Origin of the sequence: Thalassospira xianhensis MCCC 1A02616, assembly GCF_003326475.1 — a bacterium.
GTDB classification, from domain to species: domain Bacteria; phylum Pseudomonadota; class Alphaproteobacteria; order Rhodospirillales; family Thalassospiraceae; genus Thalassospira; species Thalassospira xianhensis.
Genome location: NZ_JPWA01000013.1, coordinates 114,125 through 130,175, shown reverse-complemented (window position 1 = coordinate 130,175; position 16,051 = coordinate 114,125). Strand labels below are relative to the sequence as shown.

Genomic DNA, 16,051 nt, shown 5'->3' with positions numbered 1-16,051 from the left:
GGGCGGTCCCTGCATCAGAAGGACGTCGCCGGCCTTCATCGACATGGTGCGAAGGCGCGCCATGGAGCGTTGGCCCTGCCGGGATACCGCCAAAAGGTTCACGCCATAACGGGTGCGCAGATTGATGTCGGTTGCCGATCTGCCGATAAAGCCGGAGTTTGGCAAAATTGCCAGTTCCATGAGCGCGATATCATCGGACTGGATCGCAGCGCGACGGCTGTTATCCGGGTTTTTCGCATCAGTTTCGGGCGTGTCGGCTTTCTTTTCGGCCTTTGCTGATTTGGCGGCAATTGTCTTTACTTCCGGGGCTTTCGGTGCATCCGTATCGCCTTTATCTTCCGGTTGTTCCGCCGCCTTTGCCTGTGCCTCCAGATCGCGTAATTCTTCTTCGAGCTTCAAATCAAGGGCGGACAGGGCAATGGCCAGTGCTTCGGGATCGGCTTCGATGATCAGGATGTCGTTTTCATGCAGTTCGCGAAACGGATTGGGGGCAGGAATGCGTTTTTCATTGCGGATCAGTCCGATGACCTGTGCGTCGCCTTTTTCAAGTTCGCGGTTTACATCGCGCAGCATCATGCCGATCGCCTTGCTGCCCGCGGCAATGCGTGCCTCGGTCAGGTAGGAACCGGTTTCAAAGCCCTCTGCCCCGGCACGCTCGCGGGTGGGAACAAGCCAGCGGCCAAACACCATGACGAAAATCAGACCGGCGGCGGCAACAACAATCCCGACCGGGGTATAATCAAACATCGTAAAGCCGCCATCCCTGGCCTCCGCCCGGAAACCGGCAACGATCAGGTTGGGCGGCGTGCCGATCAGGGTGGTCATGCCGCCCAGGATCGACCCGAAGGCCAGCGGCATCAGGATTTTGCCCGGTGGCAGGTTTTGTTTGGCGGCGATTTGCAGGGCGACGGGCATCAGAAGCGCCAGCGCGCCGACATTGTTCATAAAGGCCGACAGGATGGCCGCCAGCAGGCTGAGGGCGGCCATGGTCACGACCGGACCGGCGGATTGCGGCAGAACCATGCGGGTCAGGTTATCGACCGCGCCCGATTGTTGGAGTGCTGATGACAGGATCAGGATACAGGCAACCGTGATCACTGCCGGATGACCAAACCCCTGAAAGGCCCCGTCAACCGGGACCAGCCCGGCGACCACGCAGCAGAGCAGGGATGCCATCGCAACCATGTCATGACGCCAGCGGCCCCAGAGGAACATCACGACCGTTCCGACAAGAATGGCAAGGATCAGAATTTGTTCGAGTTCCATGGATGTCTGTCTGGTTGCTTCATCGGGTTGAAAACAGGGTCTGGATCAAAGATGGCAGAAACATAGATGCAACGGGGAATAGAAACCGGCCATAGGAAACGATCCGGCCCATCGAAATGTTCCTGTAACCTACTGACATAATTGTCAGGAGGGTATGATACCATCACACTGTTTTTCTTTGCGATTTTTCAAAGGCCACCATGATTAACGACAAATCCGCGATTTCCGTATCCGCCCGACAGGCGCGCAATCTGGCCCTTGCCGCGCAGGGGTTTGATCAGGACGAAAGCCGCCCGGTGACCAAACGCCGGATCATGAAAGCCATTCGCCAGACCGGCATGTTACAGGTCGACAGTGTCAATGTTCTGACGCGTGCGCATTATATGCCGGTTTTTTCGCGGCTTGGCGTTTATGACCCGGTCGATCTTGATCAACTGAGCTGGGGCAACGCCCGGCAGCGGCGGTTGTTTGAATATTGGGGCCACGAGGCATCGATGATCCCGGTTGAGGATTACCGGTTTTATCGCTGGCGCATGGCGGATGCCGCCGAGGGCAAAGGCACCTGGGGGCAGATCGCCAAAATGATCCGTGATCATCCTGAGTTTGTGCGCAGCATTCTGGATCGGATCGAAAGGGAAGGGGCACTTGCCGCCAGTGATCTGGAACAGGAAGGGGCTTCCAGTTCGAAATGGTGGGGATGGTCGAAAACCAAAACCGCGATGGAATTCCTGTTCTGGAGCGGGCAGGTGATGGCGCGCAAACGGCGCACCAGTTTCGAGCGGGTCTATGATCTGCCCGAACGGATCATCGGGCCGGAGGCGCTTGAGCCGCCAATGCCGCGCGCAGAGGCCCAGCGTGCCCTGATCCGCAACGGGATTGCTGCGATGGGCATCGCGACCGAGGCTGATCTTCGAAAATATTTCCGCCTGCCGACAGAGGATGCCAAGGCACGGGTTGCCGAAATGGTCGAAGACGGCGAGTTGTTGCAGGCGGATGTCGAGGGCTGGAAGCAGCCGGGATATTTGTGCCCGCATGTCAATCCGCGCTGCCGGGCGAAGCCAACCGCCCTGATGGTGCCGTTTGATCCGATCATGTGGGAACGCGACCGGGTGGAACGGATTTTCGGTTTCAATTACCGGATCGAAATTTATGTCCCGGCGGAAAAACGGCAATATGGCTATTACGTTCTGCCGTTCATGCGGAACGGGGAATTTGTTGCGCGTGTTGATCTGAAAGCAGATCGGCAGGAAGGGGTTCTTCGGGTGCAGAGCGCGCATCTGGAAGAGGGATGTGATGCGGCCACCGTTGCGGGCGATCTGATGGTGCATCTGTCGCGACTGGCGCGGTTTTTGGGACTTTCGGGTGTCGTGGTTGTCCCGTGCAATCCGTTTTCGGTGTATCTGGCCGGTCAGCATCAAGACTAAAAAGGTGAACGGGGCGTAGGTCCCACAACCACGCCCCGTTCCACCACGGTCCTGACCTGATCGCAGAAGCTTCAGGACAATGCGATCAACAGTTTTACCTGTGCCTTACCAGCAGGTATAACCCCCATCAGCCAGGACAATGGAGCCGGTCATCAGGCTGGACGCGTCGGATGCCAGGAACAGCACGACCGATCCGATTTCCTCGGTCAGTCCAAGGCGGGCCATCGGGGTGCCATTGATCCAGGCGTCATACATGTCCGGCTTGGATTTCACGAATTCATTTAACGGTGTTGCGATATAGGTCGGTGCAACCGCATTGACACGAACACCACGCCCGCCCCATTCGGCGGCAAGCGACTTGGTCAGATGATGCACGGCGGCCTTGGATGCGTTGTAATAGGCCTGTTCCTGCGGCTTGTTGACAATGAAGCCCGACATGGAGCCGACATTGACGATCACGCCGTTTTTCTTGGCCAGCATCAGTTTGCCAAATTCGCGGCAGCACCAGAATGTGCCGTTCAGGTTGACGTCAATGACGTTGAGCCAATGTTCGTCGGTCACGGTTTCGGCCGGTGTTTCCGAACGGGCGATACCGGCATTGTTGACCAGAATGTCAACGCCGCCTTCACGGGCCATTTTTTCGGCACTGGTACGGACCTGATCGGTGTTGGTGACGTCCATGATGTCGATATCGGCGGTATAGCCCTTCGACTTCAGGTAATCACGGCCTTCTTCGGCTACACCTTCGCTGATGTCACCGATAATGACATGCGCGCCTGCTTCTGCCAGTGCCTCGCAGCATGACAGGCCAATTGCGCGACCGCCCCCGGTGACATAGGCGCGGCGTCCGGTAAGATCGAACTTCTTAAGGTACATTTTGGTCTCACATTCTTGTGGTGGTAAGGCGGGGCCGCATGGCGTGTGGGGCAATGGGGCCCGGTTGTTTGGAAATCTTAAAGCTTGCCCAGTGCGATGCCGTTCGCGTCAAAGCGATGGATGCGGTCCTGTTCCGGGGTCAGCCAGATCTTGTCATGTTCGCCCAGCGGGACTTCGCCGGTTGCGCGCACTGTCATCGGGCCAAAGCCCCCTGCATTGACGTGCAGATAGGTTTCGGCACCAAGATGTTCGGCAATCTTGACGGTTGCAGGAAGGTCGCCGCTTTCGGTGCTGACCGCGACATGTTCGGGACGAATGCCGATTTCGTGGCAGTCGTGCTTTTTGGCGTAATCGCCACCGATGAAGTTCATTTTTGGCGAGCCGATGAAGCCTGCGACAAACTTGTTGGCGGGATTGTTATAAAGGTCCATCGGCTTGCCGACCTGTTCCACACGGCCTGCCTGCAACACGACGATCTTGTCGGCCATGGTCATGGCTTCGACCTGATCGTGGGTCACATAGATCATTGTGGTTTTCAGTTCCTGATGAAGACCGGTGATTTCAAGACGCATATTGACGCGAAGGGCCGCATCAAGGTTCGAGAGCGGTTCATCAAACAGGAAGGCTGCCGGGTTGCGCACAATCGCACGCCCGATCGCGACACGCTGACGCTGACCACCGGAAAGCGCGCCGGGGCGGCGTTCCAGATAATCGGTCAGGTTCAGGATTTTTGCCGCGTTCTGGACCTTTTCGTCGATGACGGCTTTACTTTCACCGGCCATTTTCAGGCCAAAGGCGATGTTGTTATATACCGTCATATGCGGGTAAAGCGCATAGGACTGAAACACCATCGACAGCCCGCGTTTTGCCGGTGCCTCGTTGGCGACATCGACCCCGTTGATCAGGATCTTGCCGTCGGTAACGTCTTCAAGACCGGCGATCAGGCGAAGCAGGGTGGATTTGCCGCAGCCCGACGGGCCGACAAAGACGACGAATTCACCATCATTGATGTCAAGGTCCACACCCGGAATAACATCCAGTGTCCCGAAGGTTTTCTTGACTTTTTCCAGTCGGATAGCACCCATTTCGGTGTTCCTTCTTGTTGAATTTCGATCAGGCAGCGGTTACTTGACCGCGCCAAATGTCAGGCCACGAACAAGCTGTTTCTGCGAGAACCAGCCGATGATAAGGATCGGTGCGACCGCCAGCGTCGAGGCCGCCGAAAGCTTGGACCAGAACAACCCTTCCGGACTGGAATAGGATGCAATGAAAGCGGTCAGCGGTGCGGCATCGGCCGTCGTCAGGTTCAGGGTCCAGAAAGCTTCGTTCCAGGCCAGGATGATGTTGAGCAGCATGGTCGAGGCAATGCCCGGCACCGCCATTGGCAACAGCACAAAGATGATTTCCTTGGGCAGGGTGGCACCATCCATGCGGGCGGCTTCAAGGATGTCGCTCGGGATTTCCTTGAAATAGGTGTAAAGCATCCAGACCATGATCGGCAGGTTCATCAGGAACAGAACCATGATCAGGCCGAACCGGGTATCAAGCAGGCCCCAGTCACGGAATACCAGATAGATTGGGACCAGGACGCCGACCGGCGGCATCATCTTGGTCGACAGCATCCACAGGAGGGCGTCCTTGGTCCGTTTGGTCGGATTGAAAGCCATAGCCCATGCGCAGGGCACGGCAAAAAGCAGACCCACCAGAGTTGAGCCGACCGACAGGATGACCGAGTTCATGGCGAACCGGAAATAATCGGATCGTGCCTGGACCTCGGCATAGTTTTCCAGCGTCCAGTCAAACGAAATGAAGCTTGGCGGTATCGATACGGCTTCAAGTTCGGTCTTGAAGCTGGTCAGGACCATCCAGAAAATCGGGAAGAAGATCAGAAGGCCGACAATCCAGGCAAAGATCGAGAAACCGATATGGCCAAGGGGTGTTTGTTTGTTTTCCATCTCGTGTCCCTTACCTGTCCAGGTTCTTGCCAATGAGGCGGATCAGGAAGATCGCCACGATATTTGCCAGAACGACAGCAACAATGCCGCCCGCCGATGCGCCGCCAACGTCGTATTGCAGCAGAGCCTGCGTATAGACGAGGAAGGCGATGTTCGTCGTTGCCAGACCCGGGCCACCACCGGTGGTCACGAAAATTTCGGCAAAGACGGTCAGCAGGAAGATCGTCTCGATCAGCACGACGACCGTGATCGCACGGCTGAGATGGGGCAGCGTGATATAGAAGAAAATCGAAACCGGACCGGCGCCATCCATCTGGGCGGCTTCCTTCTGATCGCGGTCAAGCGACTGCAGGGCGGTCAGCAGGATCAGCACGGCAAAGGGCAGCCATTGCCATGACACCATGATGATGATCGCGGTCAGCGGTGCCTCGGAAAACCAGTCGATTGACTGGAAGCCAAGCGAGTTCGCGATCCAGGCAAACATGCCCGATACCGGATGCATCAGAAGGTTTTTCCAAACCAGCGCATTTACGGTCGGCATGATGAAGAAGGGGGCAATCACCAGCAGACGCAGGATGCCGCGGCCAAAGATCGGCTGATCAAGCATCAGGCCCAGCAAAACGCCGCCGATCACCGTAATCACAAGAACCGATCCCACCAGCAGAAGCGTATTGGCGAGCGATGCAAAGAATGCCGGGTCGGTCAGGAAGAATTCATAGTTCAGCGTGCCGACCCATTCTTCCATACCGGGAGAGAGCAGGTTGTAACGCAGGAACGAAAAATAGATTGTCATGCCCAACGGCACGATCATCCACAAGAACAGCGCGATGATCGACGGTGCAGACATAATGCGCCCGGTCAGGGTAGAGGACCGTGTCGACATGATGTGCTCCCTGTTTGAAGTCCCTGTTGCCTCGATCCGGATGGAAAGAGGGTGGCGGTCAGAAGTGCCGCCACCCCAAGTTCATCAGGTCAAGGAGGCACAGGCCAGAACTCATTGCACGAAGCAGAGCACTGGCCCGTCATGCATCAGTAGTAACCAGCCTTGCGCATGGTGCGATCGGTGCCTGACTGAGCGGCTGCAAGCGCATCTTCAACAGTCGAGGAACCGGCCAGTGCGGCAGAGAACTGCTGGCCTACTGTGGTACCGATACCCTGGAATTCAGGGATAGCGGCAAACTGAACACCGACATAAGGTTTCGGCTTCATGGTAGAATTGATCGGATCGGCACTGTCGATGGCGAGAAGGGTCTCGTCAGCAAACGGTGCGGCTTCCAGATATTTCGGGTTTTCGTACAGGGACATACGGGTGCCCGGCGGAACGTTGGCCCAGCCTTCCTTGGAGGCTACGAGTTCCAGATAGTCTTTCGAGGTTGCCCAGGCGATGAATTTCTGGGCGGCTTCGACTTTCTGGGAGCCGGTCGGGATGCCAAGGTTCCATGCCCAGAGCCAGTTGGCACCAGTGCAGGTTTCGGCACATGGGGCTTCGGTGAAGCCAACCTTGTCGGCAACGGTCGATTCTTTCGGGTTGCTGACAAAGGATGCTGCAACGGTTGCATCAATCCACATGCCGCATTTGCCCGAGTTGAACAGCGAAAGGTTTTCATTGAAGCCGTTCGATGTTGCACCCGGAGGACCATATTTGCCGAGGATTTCGACATACATATCGAGTGCGTTTTTCCACTCGGGACTGTCGAAGGTCGGGTTCCAGTTCTCGTCAAACAGGCGCGCGCCATAGGCATTGCCCATGGTGGTGATCAGCGCCATGTTTTCGCCCCAGCCGGCTTTGCCGCGCAGGCAGATGCCATAAACACCATTATCCGGGTCATGAAGCTTTTTGGCGATGTCGAGCGTCTGGTCCCAGGTCAGACGACCATTGATGGTGATGCCTGCTTTTTCGAACAGATCGGTGCGGTACATCATCATCGAGCTTTCGGCATAGAAAGGTGCCGCATAAAGCTTGCCATCGTTGCTCACTGCGGAACGGATGGCGGGCATGATGTCATCGGTATCGTAATCGGCACCAAGGTTATCGAGCGGTGCCAGCCAGCCCTTTTCGGCCCAGATCGGAACCTCGTAGGTGCCGATCGTCATGATGTCATACTGACCGCCCTTGGTGGCGATGTCGGTGGTGACACGCTGACGCAGGGTATTTTCTTCGAGCGTAACCCATTCAAGGGAAATGTCGGGGTTTTTGGAGGTGAAGTCATCCGTCAGCTTCTGCATGCGGATCATGTCACCGTTGTTCACGGTAGCAATGGTAAGTTTTGTTTCGGCATTGGCGGAGAATGCGACACCGCCTGCCAACAGCGCGCAAAGCGCTGCTCCCGTTACGCGTTTCATAGTTCCTCCCAAAGGACTGTGTACCCGATGGGCAAATTATCTTGCCCGTTTGATCATTTGTTCAGGTAATGAGCATTCACTCAATTTGAGGGTGCTTTGTCAAACGAAATCGTTTTTGCGCTGCAACAAGAAAACCCCGCCAAAACTTTTGACGGGGTTGTTCTTTGTCTTGATTCAAAAGGCGTTTTGCGGTGGTTACGCGTGCAGCAAAGCTTCGGCAGTGGCTTCGTCGGTGATTAGCGTCGTGATTAGTTTGCCGCGCATCGCCCCGCGAATCGCGGCGACTTTTTTGGCACCCTTGGCGACGGCAATCGTATTTTGCGCCGGAATATGGATCGGTGCACTGGTGACGCGATGATTGACGTCATGATCAAGGATCACGCCATTTTCATCGAATGACCAACTGACAACCTCGCCGATGCCGCCGTTCTTTTGAAGCGACCGCAATTCATCCTTGCTGATGAAACCATCGATATAAAGCGGCGCGTCGACGCCAAGATCACCAACCCCGACAAAGCGCACATCGGCCTTGGCGGCAAGGTGCATGATGTTATCCATGGGCGGCTGTTGCTGCATCTGGGCGCGCACATTGGCACTTTCGACAATCACCGGGATCGGCAGCGGATAATGCGGCGCGCGAGTTCTGTCGGCCAGATCGGTGACCGCATCATAAAAACTTGCCGCACCGTCGTGGGCAATCGTCCCGACCAGCGATACGATCTTGTGATGGCGGGCATCGACGCGTTGAACTTCGTCGACCATGCCACGCATGGCGCGCCCCGTGCCCACCGCGATGATCTTGGGATCAGGGGATTGCAGAACGCGTTCAAGATAGGTCGCAGCCGTCTGTGTCATGCCAAACATGGCATCGGGAGCGGCCGGGTCGGTTGGCACCACATCACAATTGGCAAGGCCGTATTCCTTGCACAGTGAAGCGGCCAGTTCCATGCAGCGCGCAATCGGATGGTCAAGGCGCACCTTGACCAGACCTTCGCTTATGGCCGCAGACACCAGACGCTGGGCGGTCGGACGCGAAACGCCAAGTTTGGTGGCGATTTCGTCCTGCGTGTTGCCAGCACAGTAATACAGCCAGCCCGCGCGGGCGGCTTCGTCAAGCCTTGCAGCTTCTTTGCGTGTTCGTTTAACCATCCCTGCCCTCGATTTATTTTTCTTTATGGATCGCAACACTGATGGCGCGTGCGTTGATCAGTCTATCCTAAATTCCCTATCGTTTTTTTACGGCTCTGACCAGCGGGAATGATCCGGGCAAAAAGAAACCCGCCGGGATCGGCGGGTTTCGAAGACGTTCATTGCGGTTGCGATTATTTCTTTGGCAGATATTCCGCGACCAGCATTTCGGCGATCTGGACCGCGTTAAGGGCGGCCCCTTTGCGCAGGTTGTCGCCCACACACCACAGCGAAAGCCCGTTTTCGACCGTCGGATCCTTGCGCACGCGTGAAACGAAAACATTGTCCTCGCCCTGAACTTCCTGAGGGGTGACATATCCCTCGTCCTGACGGTAATCGACGACTGAAACACCGGGAAAATTCTTCATTGCCTTGCGGGCTTCTTCGACGGTGACCGGCTGTTCGAATTCGATATTCACCGCTTCGGCATGGCCGACAAAGACCGGCACCCGCACGCAGGTCGCATGAACCGCGATATCCGGATCAAGGATTTTGCGGGTTTCAGCGGTCATTTTCCATTCTTCGCGGGTCGAACCGTCATCCATGAATTCGTCGATATGCGGAATGACGTTAAAGGCGATCTGTTTGGTGAACTGTTCCTTGACTGGCAGATCGTTGACGTAAATGCCTTTGGTCTGGTTGAACAATTCATCCATAGCCAACCGACCGGCACCGGAAACCGACTGATAGGTTGAAACCACAACGCGTTTGATCGGTTGCAGGTCATGCAGGGGTTTAAGCGCCATGACCATCTGGATGGTCGAGCAGTTCGGATTGGCGATGATGTTTTTCTTGGCGTATCCGGCCAGTGCGGCACCATTTACTTCGGGCACGACAAGCGGTACGCCCGGCTCCATCCGCCAATAGCTGGAATTGTCGATGACAACGCAGCCCGCTGCGGCAGCCTTGGGTGCAAGCGTTTTGGCCGTTGCGCCACCAGCCGAGAACAGCGCGATATCGACCTTGGAAAAGTCGAAGGTTGCGGCATCCAGGACCTTAAGTTCCTTGTCACCGTAATCCAGTTCGCGGCCGACAGAACGCGAGGAGGCGAGTGCGAAAATTTCGTCAGCCGGGAATGCGCGTTCTTCAAGGGTGTTGAGCATCTCGCGCCCGACATTTCCGGTCGCGCCGACAACGGCGATTTTATAGCCCATCAGGAGCCTCTTTCAGTCATTCTGGCAGTGCCCATACACTTTGCCCTTCTTTGGTAGAGGACAATCGCGTTTTGCATATGCCTGTGGATAATCGTCTGTACAGTATGACGCGAGATGTAAGGTTTTATCGAGGGGCACGCAAGGAGATCATTGGCTTTTACCTCTTGAGATTGCAAAAAAATCTGGCAGAATTATCCACGGGGTTCGAGTACCGAACCCTAAATCAGAATCGTTCGGCCCCGGCTTTGAGTTTTCTGTTTTCACTGTCTGCGGGTACGCGGCGCACCAAGTAGCCGTTTCCGCATTTCCTTTTCGAACGATTGACCAGACGATCCTGATTTAGGGTCCGGTACTTATGTGAAATCCGGCGACGGGTTTTACGTGGGGCGATGGCATTTCCGGCTTAAAAAGGACGGCAGATGACGTACCCGATGACACTGGACTGGACACAAAAAAAGGTTCTCGATTTTTTCCGGGAACATGTCACGCGCGGAACATTGGTATTCCGGGCGGGCGATAGACACGAGATTGTTCTGGGGGATGGCAGCGATCCTAGGGCAACAATGACTGTACCGAACTGGACCGACACCTTGAAAATGGCGCTAAGTCCTGATCCGGGATTTGGCGAATCCTATATGCGTGGCGGTTTCGATGTTGTTTCCGGCGAGATGGAGGACCTGATCAGGGTCTTGCGGCTTAATTTCGAAGGCGGCCATTCGGCAAACGGATTTGGTCTGTTCATCGAAAAGCTGCAATCGCTTAAATTCCAGATCGCGCAATTCACCTCGGTCAAGGCCGCATCACGCCGCGTGCGCCATCATTATGATATCGGCAATGACCTTTATACCCGGTTCCTTGATCCGGAAATGCAGTATTCCTGCGCCTTCTGGGATGATGGTGCCCAGACGCTGGAAGAAGCGCAAAACCGCAAGATGAGCCTGACGACCCAGCGTCTGAAGATCGATCAGCCCGATCTTCGGGTGGTTGATATTGGCTGTGGCTGGGGTGGGCTTAGCCGCTTTATCCGGCGCACGACCGGGGCGGAGGTGCATGGTATCACCCTTTCGACCGAGCAATATAACTGGGCGCTGGAACGCAAAGAGGAACTGCCTGATAATTTCCATGAAGGTCTTGGATATCATCTTCTGGATTACCGGCTGTTTGCCGATGCGAATGAAGGGAAATACGATCGGGTTGTTTCGGTCGGCATGTTTGAACATGTCGGGCGGCCGCAGTTCAAAACCTATTTCGAGAAGGTCGGCAAATTGCTGAAAGCCGGGGGGCGGGCGGTGATCCATACGATCATCAAGCCGCGCCCGGAATTCACATCGCCGTGGATTGATCGCTATATTTTCCCCGGTGGTTATATTCCGGCGGTGCATGAAGTGATCGAAGCTGCCGAGAATGCCGACCTTAAAGTCGAAGCATCGCACTTTCACGCGGGACTGAACTATGCCCGAACCCTGATCGCATGGCGCGACCGGTTCCGCGAGATTGCCGATCAGCTTGACCGGGAAAAATACGACACCGAGTTTAAACGGATGTGGGAATTTTATCTGGCGGGCTGCATAAATGCCTTTGACGAGCGCGAAGGCGGCGGTGGCATGCGGGTCGGGCAGTTTGTTTTCACCAAACCCGGTTATCGTTTTACGTAAAAACGCGTCGGTCGGGCTGTCGTTTTGCGATGGCCCGACCCATATATACCCAATGTTCAAACGGGCCGCAGAGTCCGAACTTCGATAATGCGTGTCGTGGGTCAACCGGCACGGCGCGCGGTGTTCATACCCGGTTGTTCCTTCGGGAGGAAACAACATGCTGAACATGACACACCGGGATAACCCGGTTACACGTGCATATTCCACCCAGATTACCCACCGTACCGGACCGCATATCGGCCGCGTTGATGATTATGTCCGTGCGCTTAAATCCATCGAGATATCCAGTTGCGAACGCGATATGCTTCGCGCCCATGCCAAGGCACCGGGGCGTGAAATCACTGGTAATCAGCTGGCAAATACCATTGGTCATTTCGGGTCGCGGATCGGGAACAAGAAATACGGCAAACTGGCCCGCAAGATTGCGGCAGCGGCCGAATTGCCGACCTGCAAATCCGATGTCAGCGATTATCTGGCAGCGGTTTTCACATTGGCCGATGGTGCGCAGCAAAACAGCGAAGACTGGCATTGGGTCATGCATGAAGAAGTCGTCGAAGCCCTGAAAAAGACCCGCATCGTATAGAATTTCGGGCGCGATAAAGTTTTTTGGCCGGATATGTAACGCGGGCCAAAGCTGTTTCGTCCTGATTGCAGAGGGGAATTTCCCCCGGTTTGCAATCACGGAGAAACATGATGAGCCGTTTTGACGTTCCGAAATCGAGCCCGAAAATTTTTGAAGCGATGCTGGGTCTTGCCAGCAGCCTTGAAGGTAACCCGCAGATCCCGCGTGTCCTGCGCGATCTGGTGGAATGCCGGGTGTCGCAAATCAATGGATGTTCGCATTGCCTGCGCATGCATTCGAAAAGTCATGCCGATCACGGCGGTGATGCGATCAAGGTGACCATGCTGGCGATCTGGCGTGCGGCCAAAGGGTATGACGAAGCCGAACGGGCAGCACTTGATTGGGCCGAATGCCTGACAGAGGCCGTTGATCAGGACCGTATTTCGCAAAGCTATCGCAATCTTGTCGATCATTTCGAAAAAGACGCCATTTCCGAGCTGACCTGCATCATTTCAACAATGAATGCTTGGAACCGTCTTGGTATTGCGCAGCATGAGTTTGCCTGATCGCAATCCCCGATCCTATAGGGTCTTTGCTTCGTCAGACCTATCGGGCAGGATGACCACCAAATCGGCGATACGGGCTTGTCCCGTATCGCTTCATGTGTTTGACGGGGATCGCATGGCAGATCAGGTTTTCGAAACTCATCGCGGGCGGCTGCATGCCCTGGCCTATCGCATGCTGGGCAGTCATGCCGATGCCGAAGATGCCGTGCAGGATGTCTGGTTGCGCTGGCGGGCGACAGCAAAGGATGACATTCGCGATGCCACGGCGTGGCTGGTGCGGGTATGCAGCAATATCTGCCTTGATGTTCTGAAATCGGCCCGCCGCCAGCGTGAAAACTATGTCGGGCAGTGGTTGCCCGAACCTTGGGCGCCGGTGGTTGAGGCAGAAGCCGAAAGCAACCTGATTGAACGGGATGGTTTGGGGCAGGCCTATGTGATGATGCTTGAACGCTTGGGACCGGTCGAGCGGGTTGCCCTTGTCCTGCATGATGTTTTTGACTGGTCACACGAGGAAATTGCCCCGGTGATCGAGCGGACCGAAAACAACACCCGCCAGATCCTGTTTCGCGCGCGCCGCAAGGTGAACCGCGAACATGACCGCGACCCGACACCGGTTCCCGATAGTGAAGCCGCCGATAAGGGGCAGGTTGCCGCCTTTATCGATGCCCTGATCGGCGGGGATTTGCAGGCCCTGATCGGGCAGTTGGCACCCAATGTGATCATGCATTCCGATAGCGGCGGCAAGGCCTCTGCGGCGGCAAATCCGATTTATGGCGCGGAAAAGGTTGCGCGCTTCTTTACCGGTGTCTGGCGCAAAAAGGCCGAGAACGCGGTGGAAAGCATCGCGTTTGACGGAACAGATTACTGGCTGCTGCTGCATGAAGGCGAAAGCCTTGTCTCCGCCGTTGGATTTGCACAGAAAGACGGTGCGGTGGTGGATATTTTTGTTCACCGGAACCCGGACAAGCTTGTTTTCCTGCAACATCTGGGACGAGCATAGAAAAAGGCCGGATCAATGATCCGGCCTTTGTTCTTTGAGGCGTGATCAGAAAGATCAGGCAATTTTGTCGAGTTCGTTGATGAGCGATTCACCCATGACGGTGGTCGAAACCTTTGCCATGCCCGGCTGCATGATGTCAGCGGTGCGCAGTCCGCCTTTCAGAACGTTCTGAACCGCGGTTTCGATCATGGTTGCATCATCGCCCATGTCGAACGAGTAACGCAGCATCATGGCGAAGGACAGGATGGTTGCCAGCGGGTTGGCGATGTCCTGACCGGCGATGTCCGGGGCGGAGCCGTGCACCGGCTCGTAAAGCGCCTTGCGGGCACCATTTTTATCCGCTGCACCCAGCGATGCAGACGGCAGCATACCGAGCGACCCGGTCAACATGGCGGCACAGTCGGAAAGGATGTCGCCAAACATGTTGGTGGTGACCATCACGTCGAACTGTTTTGGGTTACGGACCAGCTGCATGGATGCGTTATCGACATACATGTGGCTGACCTCGACTTCCGGGAAGTCCGTGGCAACGCGTTCAACAACTTCGCGCCACAGGACGGTCGATTCCAGAACGTTGGCCTTATCGACCGAACACAGGCGTTTGTTGCGTTTCATGGCCATGTCAAAGGCGACACGGGCAATTCGTTCAACTTCCGGCTCGGAATAAACCAGCGTGTTGAAGCCAAAACGCACACCGTCGCGTTCTTCGATGCCGCGCGGCTGACCGAAATATATGCCGCCGGTCAATTCGCGCAGGATCATGATATCCAGACCTTTGACGACGTCTTCCTTCAGCGTCGAGGCACCGACAAGCGCATCAAACACAAGGGCCGGACGCAGGTTGGCAAACAGGCCCATTTCCTTGCGGATTTTCAGAAGGCCGCGTTCCGGTTTGATTTCGAAGGGAAGGTTGTCCCATTTCGGGCCACCAACGGCACCGAGCAAAACCGCATCGGCAGCCATAGCATCGGCAAGCGTTTCGTCGGTCAGCGGATTGTTGTGCGCATCAATCGACGCGCCACCGATCAGACCTTCGGTGATTTCGAAATTGACGTTACGCTTCTTGGCCATCCAGTCCATGACGCGCAGAACCTGGCGCATGACTTCGGGACCAATGCCGTCGCCGGGCAGCATCAGAACTTTTTTGGTGGTGCTCATCAAACAATCCTTCCCAGATATTATCGGGGCCGTTCACCCCGTATCGACAAAAAGGGCGGCAAACCGGAACGGTCTGCCGCCACTTTGAATTACAGCGACAGCCAGGGCTGCGACGCAGCGCGCTTGGCTTCGAAATCATTGATCGCGTCACCCTTCTGCAGGGTCAGACCGATGTCATCAAGGCCGTTCAACAGGCAATGTTTGCGGAACGGTTCGACATCAAACTTGATGCAGCCGCCGTCTGGACCATGGATTTCCTGTTTTTCAAGATCGATGGTGATGGTGGCATTTTCGCCGCGTTCGGCGTCATCCATCAGCTTGTCGACATCTTCCTGCGGCAGACGGATCGGCAGAATGCCGTTCTTGAAGCAGTTGTTATAGAAAATGTCGGCAAAGCTTGGCGCGATGATGCAGCGAATGCCGAAATCAAGCAGCGACCACGGCGCATGTTCGCGCGACGAGCCACAGCCAAAGTTGTCACCCGATACGATGATCTTGGCATTGCGATAGGCCGGTTTGTTCAGGACGAAATCCGGGATTTCGTTGCCCTTGTCGTCATAACGCATTTCATCAAACAGGTTCTTGCCAAGGCCCGAACGCTTGATGGTTTTCAGGAACTGTTTCGGGATGATCATGTCGGTATCGACATTGATCATCGGCAGCGGTGCCGCCACACCGGTGAGGGTCGTGAACTTATCCATTAATCTTATCCCTTGCTTCCAGTTTCCCAGGCAAGACCGAGTGCCTCGATCAGTTCCTCTGTTGCGTCGATATCCTTCGCAACGAAATCGGGCAGATTGATCCCGGTCAGCTGCGGGAGCAACTGTTCGATGATCGGGGCCCGGCCACAGCGCGCGGCGCCGTCACGGAAACTGATGAATGCTCGTTCTGCCATGGGTTTCTG

16 protein-coding genes are annotated in these 16,051 nt (G+C 55.8%); 5 read left to right on the top strand and 11 right to left on the bottom strand.

Annotation, left to right across the window (positions count from 1 at the left end; genetic code table 11):
• On the bottom strand, positions 1 to 1,266 hold a 1,266-nt coding region (locus TH5_RS12500; protein ID WP_147250099.1), incomplete at its 3' end, for an SLC13 family permease.
• Between the two features lie 200 nt (positions 1,267 to 1,466).
• Here TH5_RS12500 and TH5_RS12495 point away from each other — a divergent pair.
• On the top strand, positions 1,467 to 2,690 hold the full coding sequence (locus tag TH5_RS12495; RefSeq protein ID WP_114122138.1) for a winged helix-turn-helix domain-containing protein: 1,224 nt from the start codon (positions 1,467 to 1,469) through the stop codon (positions 2,688 to 2,690).
• Positions 2,691 to 2,795: 105 nt separating this feature from the next.
• Here TH5_RS12495 and TH5_RS12490 read toward each other — a convergent pair whose 3' ends face one another.
• The 7 genes from TH5_RS12490 to TH5_RS12460 all read right to left on the bottom strand — a co-directional run bounded on the left by TH5_RS12490 (position 2,796) and on the right by TH5_RS12460 (position 10,206).
• A complete protein-coding gene (locus tag TH5_RS12490) occupies positions 2,796 to 3,566 on the bottom strand; it encodes an SDR family NAD(P)-dependent oxidoreductase (RefSeq protein WP_114122137.1) in 771 nt (256 codons plus the stop codon).
• A gap of 77 nt (positions 3,567 to 3,643) precedes the next feature.
• On the bottom strand, positions 3,644 to 4,651 hold the full coding sequence (locus TH5_RS12485; protein WP_114122136.1) for an ABC transporter ATP-binding protein: 1,008 nt from the start codon (positions 4,649 to 4,651) through the stop codon (positions 3,644 to 3,646).
• A gap of 39 nt (positions 4,652 to 4,690) precedes the next feature.
• Positions 4,691 to 5,521: a carbohydrate ABC transporter permease gene (locus TH5_RS12480; RefSeq protein WP_062951632.1), complete on the bottom strand. Its 831-nt coding sequence runs from the start codon at positions 5,519 to 5,521 to the stop codon at positions 4,691 to 4,693.
• A gap of 10 nt (positions 5,522 to 5,531) precedes the next feature.
• A complete protein-coding gene (locus TH5_RS12475) occupies positions 5,532 to 6,404 on the bottom strand; it encodes a carbohydrate ABC transporter permease (RefSeq protein ID WP_114122135.1) in 873 nt (290 codons plus the stop codon).
• Positions 6,405 to 6,550: 146 nt separating this feature from the next.
• Positions 6,551 to 7,864: an ABC transporter substrate-binding protein gene (locus TH5_RS12470; RefSeq protein ID WP_114122134.1), complete on the bottom strand. Its 1,314-nt coding sequence runs from the start codon at positions 7,862 to 7,864 to the stop codon at positions 6,551 to 6,553.
• A gap of 195 nt (positions 7,865 to 8,059) precedes the next feature.
• Entirely contained in the window at positions 8,060 to 9,013 is a 954-nt protein-coding gene (locus tag TH5_RS12465; protein ID WP_114122133.1) for a sugar-binding transcriptional regulator, read from the bottom strand.
• A gap of 173 nt (positions 9,014 to 9,186) precedes the next feature.
• Positions 9,187 to 10,206: an aspartate-semialdehyde dehydrogenase gene (locus TH5_RS12460; RefSeq protein ID WP_114122132.1), complete on the bottom strand. Its 1,020-nt coding sequence runs from the start codon at positions 10,204 to 10,206 to the stop codon at positions 9,187 to 9,189.
• Between the two features lie 419 nt (positions 10,207 to 10,625).
• On the opposite strand from TH5_RS12460, the gene TH5_RS12455 reads away from it, so the two are divergent.
• The 4 genes from TH5_RS12455 (at position 10,626) to sigJ (ending at position 13,989) form a co-directional block, all read left to right on the top strand.
• The gene (locus TH5_RS12455) at positions 10,626 to 11,861 is read left to right on the top strand and encodes an SAM-dependent methyltransferase (RefSeq protein WP_244204903.1); all 1,236 of its coding nucleotides are present in this window, start codon (positions 10,626 to 10,628) and stop codon (positions 11,859 to 11,861) included.
• A 157-nt stretch (positions 11,862 to 12,018) separates the two neighbouring features.
• A complete protein-coding gene (locus TH5_RS12450; RefSeq protein WP_062951627.1) occupies positions 12,019 to 12,444 on the top strand; it encodes a hypothetical protein in 426 nt (141 codons plus the stop codon).
• 110 nt (positions 12,445 to 12,554) lie between these two features.
• Positions 12,555 to 12,989 carry a carboxymuconolactone decarboxylase family protein gene (locus tag TH5_RS12445; RefSeq protein WP_114122130.1) on the top strand — a complete coding sequence of 145 codons (435 nt, stop codon included), beginning with the start codon at positions 12,555 to 12,557 and terminating at the stop codon, positions 12,987 to 12,989.
• A gap of 115 nt (positions 12,990 to 13,104) precedes the next feature.
• Complete coding sequence (gene sigJ / locus TH5_RS12440) at positions 13,105 to 13,989, top strand: RNA polymerase sigma factor SigJ (RefSeq protein WP_244204902.1); 885 nt, start codon at positions 13,105 to 13,107, stop codon at positions 13,987 to 13,989.
• A 54-nt stretch (positions 13,990 to 14,043) separates the two neighbouring features.
• Here the strand turns inward: sigJ and leuB are convergent, their stop codons facing one another.
• The 3 genes from leuB to TH5_RS12425 all read right to left on the bottom strand — a co-directional run bounded on the left by leuB (position 14,044) and on the right by TH5_RS12425 (position 16,042).
• Positions 14,044 to 15,147 (bottom strand): 3-isopropylmalate dehydrogenase, encoded by a 1,104-nt coding sequence (gene leuB, locus TH5_RS12435; RefSeq protein ID WP_114122128.1) that lies wholly within the window; start codon positions 15,145 to 15,147, stop codon positions 14,044 to 14,046.
• 89 nt (positions 15,148 to 15,236) lie between these two features.
• Positions 15,237 to 15,848 carry a 3-isopropylmalate dehydratase small subunit gene (gene leuD / locus TH5_RS12430; RefSeq protein WP_062951623.1) on the bottom strand — a complete coding sequence of 204 codons (612 nt, stop codon included), beginning with the start codon at positions 15,846 to 15,848 and terminating at the stop codon, positions 15,237 to 15,239.
• A gap of 5 nt (positions 15,849 to 15,853) precedes the next feature.
• Positions 15,854 to 16,042, bottom strand: a complete 189-nt coding sequence (locus TH5_RS12425; RefSeq protein WP_114122127.1) for a hypothetical protein — start codon at positions 16,040 to 16,042, stop codon at positions 15,854 to 15,856.
• Positions 16,043 to 16,051 lie beyond the last annotated feature (9 nt).

Excerpts from the sequence above, each read along its gene's own strand:
- TH5_RS12495 (WP_114122138.1), top strand. The coding sequence starts at position 1,467 with ATGATTAACGACAAATCCGCGATTTCCGTATCCGCCCGACAGGCGCGC.
- TH5_RS12490 (WP_114122137.1), bottom strand. The coding sequence starts at position 3,566 with ATGTACCTTAAGAAGTTCGATCTTACCGGACGCCGCGCCTATGTCACC.
- TH5_RS12485 (WP_114122136.1), bottom strand. The coding sequence starts at position 4,651 with ATGGGTGCTATCCGACTGGAAAAAGTCAAGAAAACCTTCGGGACACTG.
- TH5_RS12480 (WP_062951632.1), bottom strand. The coding sequence starts at position 5,521 with ATGGAAAACAAACAAACACCCCTTGGCCATATCGGTTTCTCGATCTTT.
- TH5_RS12475 (WP_114122135.1), bottom strand. The coding sequence starts at position 6,404 with ATGTCGACACGGTCCTCTACCCTGACCGGGCGCATTATGTCTGCACCG.
- TH5_RS12470 (WP_114122134.1), bottom strand. The coding sequence starts at position 7,864 with ATGAAACGCGTAACGGGAGCAGCGCTTTGCGCGCTGTTGGCAGGCGGT.
- TH5_RS12465 (WP_114122133.1), bottom strand. The coding sequence starts at position 9,013 with ATGGTTAAACGAACACGCAAAGAAGCTGCAAGGCTTGACGAAGCCGCC.
- TH5_RS12460 (WP_114122132.1), bottom strand. The coding sequence starts at position 10,206 with ATGGGCTATAAAATCGCCGTTGTCGGCGCGACCGGAAATGTCGGGCGC.
- TH5_RS12455 (WP_244204903.1), top strand. The coding sequence starts at position 10,626 with ATGACGTACCCGATGACACTGGACTGGACACAAAAAAAGGTTCTCGAT.
- TH5_RS12450 (WP_062951627.1), top strand. The coding sequence starts at position 12,019 with ATGCTGAACATGACACACCGGGATAACCCGGTTACACGTGCATATTCC.
- TH5_RS12445 (WP_114122130.1), top strand. The coding sequence starts at position 12,555 with ATGAGCCGTTTTGACGTTCCGAAATCGAGCCCGAAAATTTTTGAAGCG.
- sigJ (WP_244204902.1), top strand. The coding sequence starts at position 13,105 with ATGGCAGATCAGGTTTTCGAAACTCATCGCGGGCGGCTGCATGCCCTG.
- leuB (WP_114122128.1), bottom strand. The coding sequence starts at position 15,147 with ATGAGCACCACCAAAAAAGTTCTGATGCTGCCCGGCGACGGCATTGGT.
- leuD (WP_062951623.1), bottom strand. The coding sequence starts at position 15,848 with ATGGATAAGTTCACGACCCTCACCGGTGTGGCGGCACCGCTGCCGATG.
- TH5_RS12425 (WP_114122127.1), bottom strand. The coding sequence starts at position 16,042 with ATGGCAGAACGAGCATTCATCAGTTTCCGTGACGGCGCCGCGCGCTGT.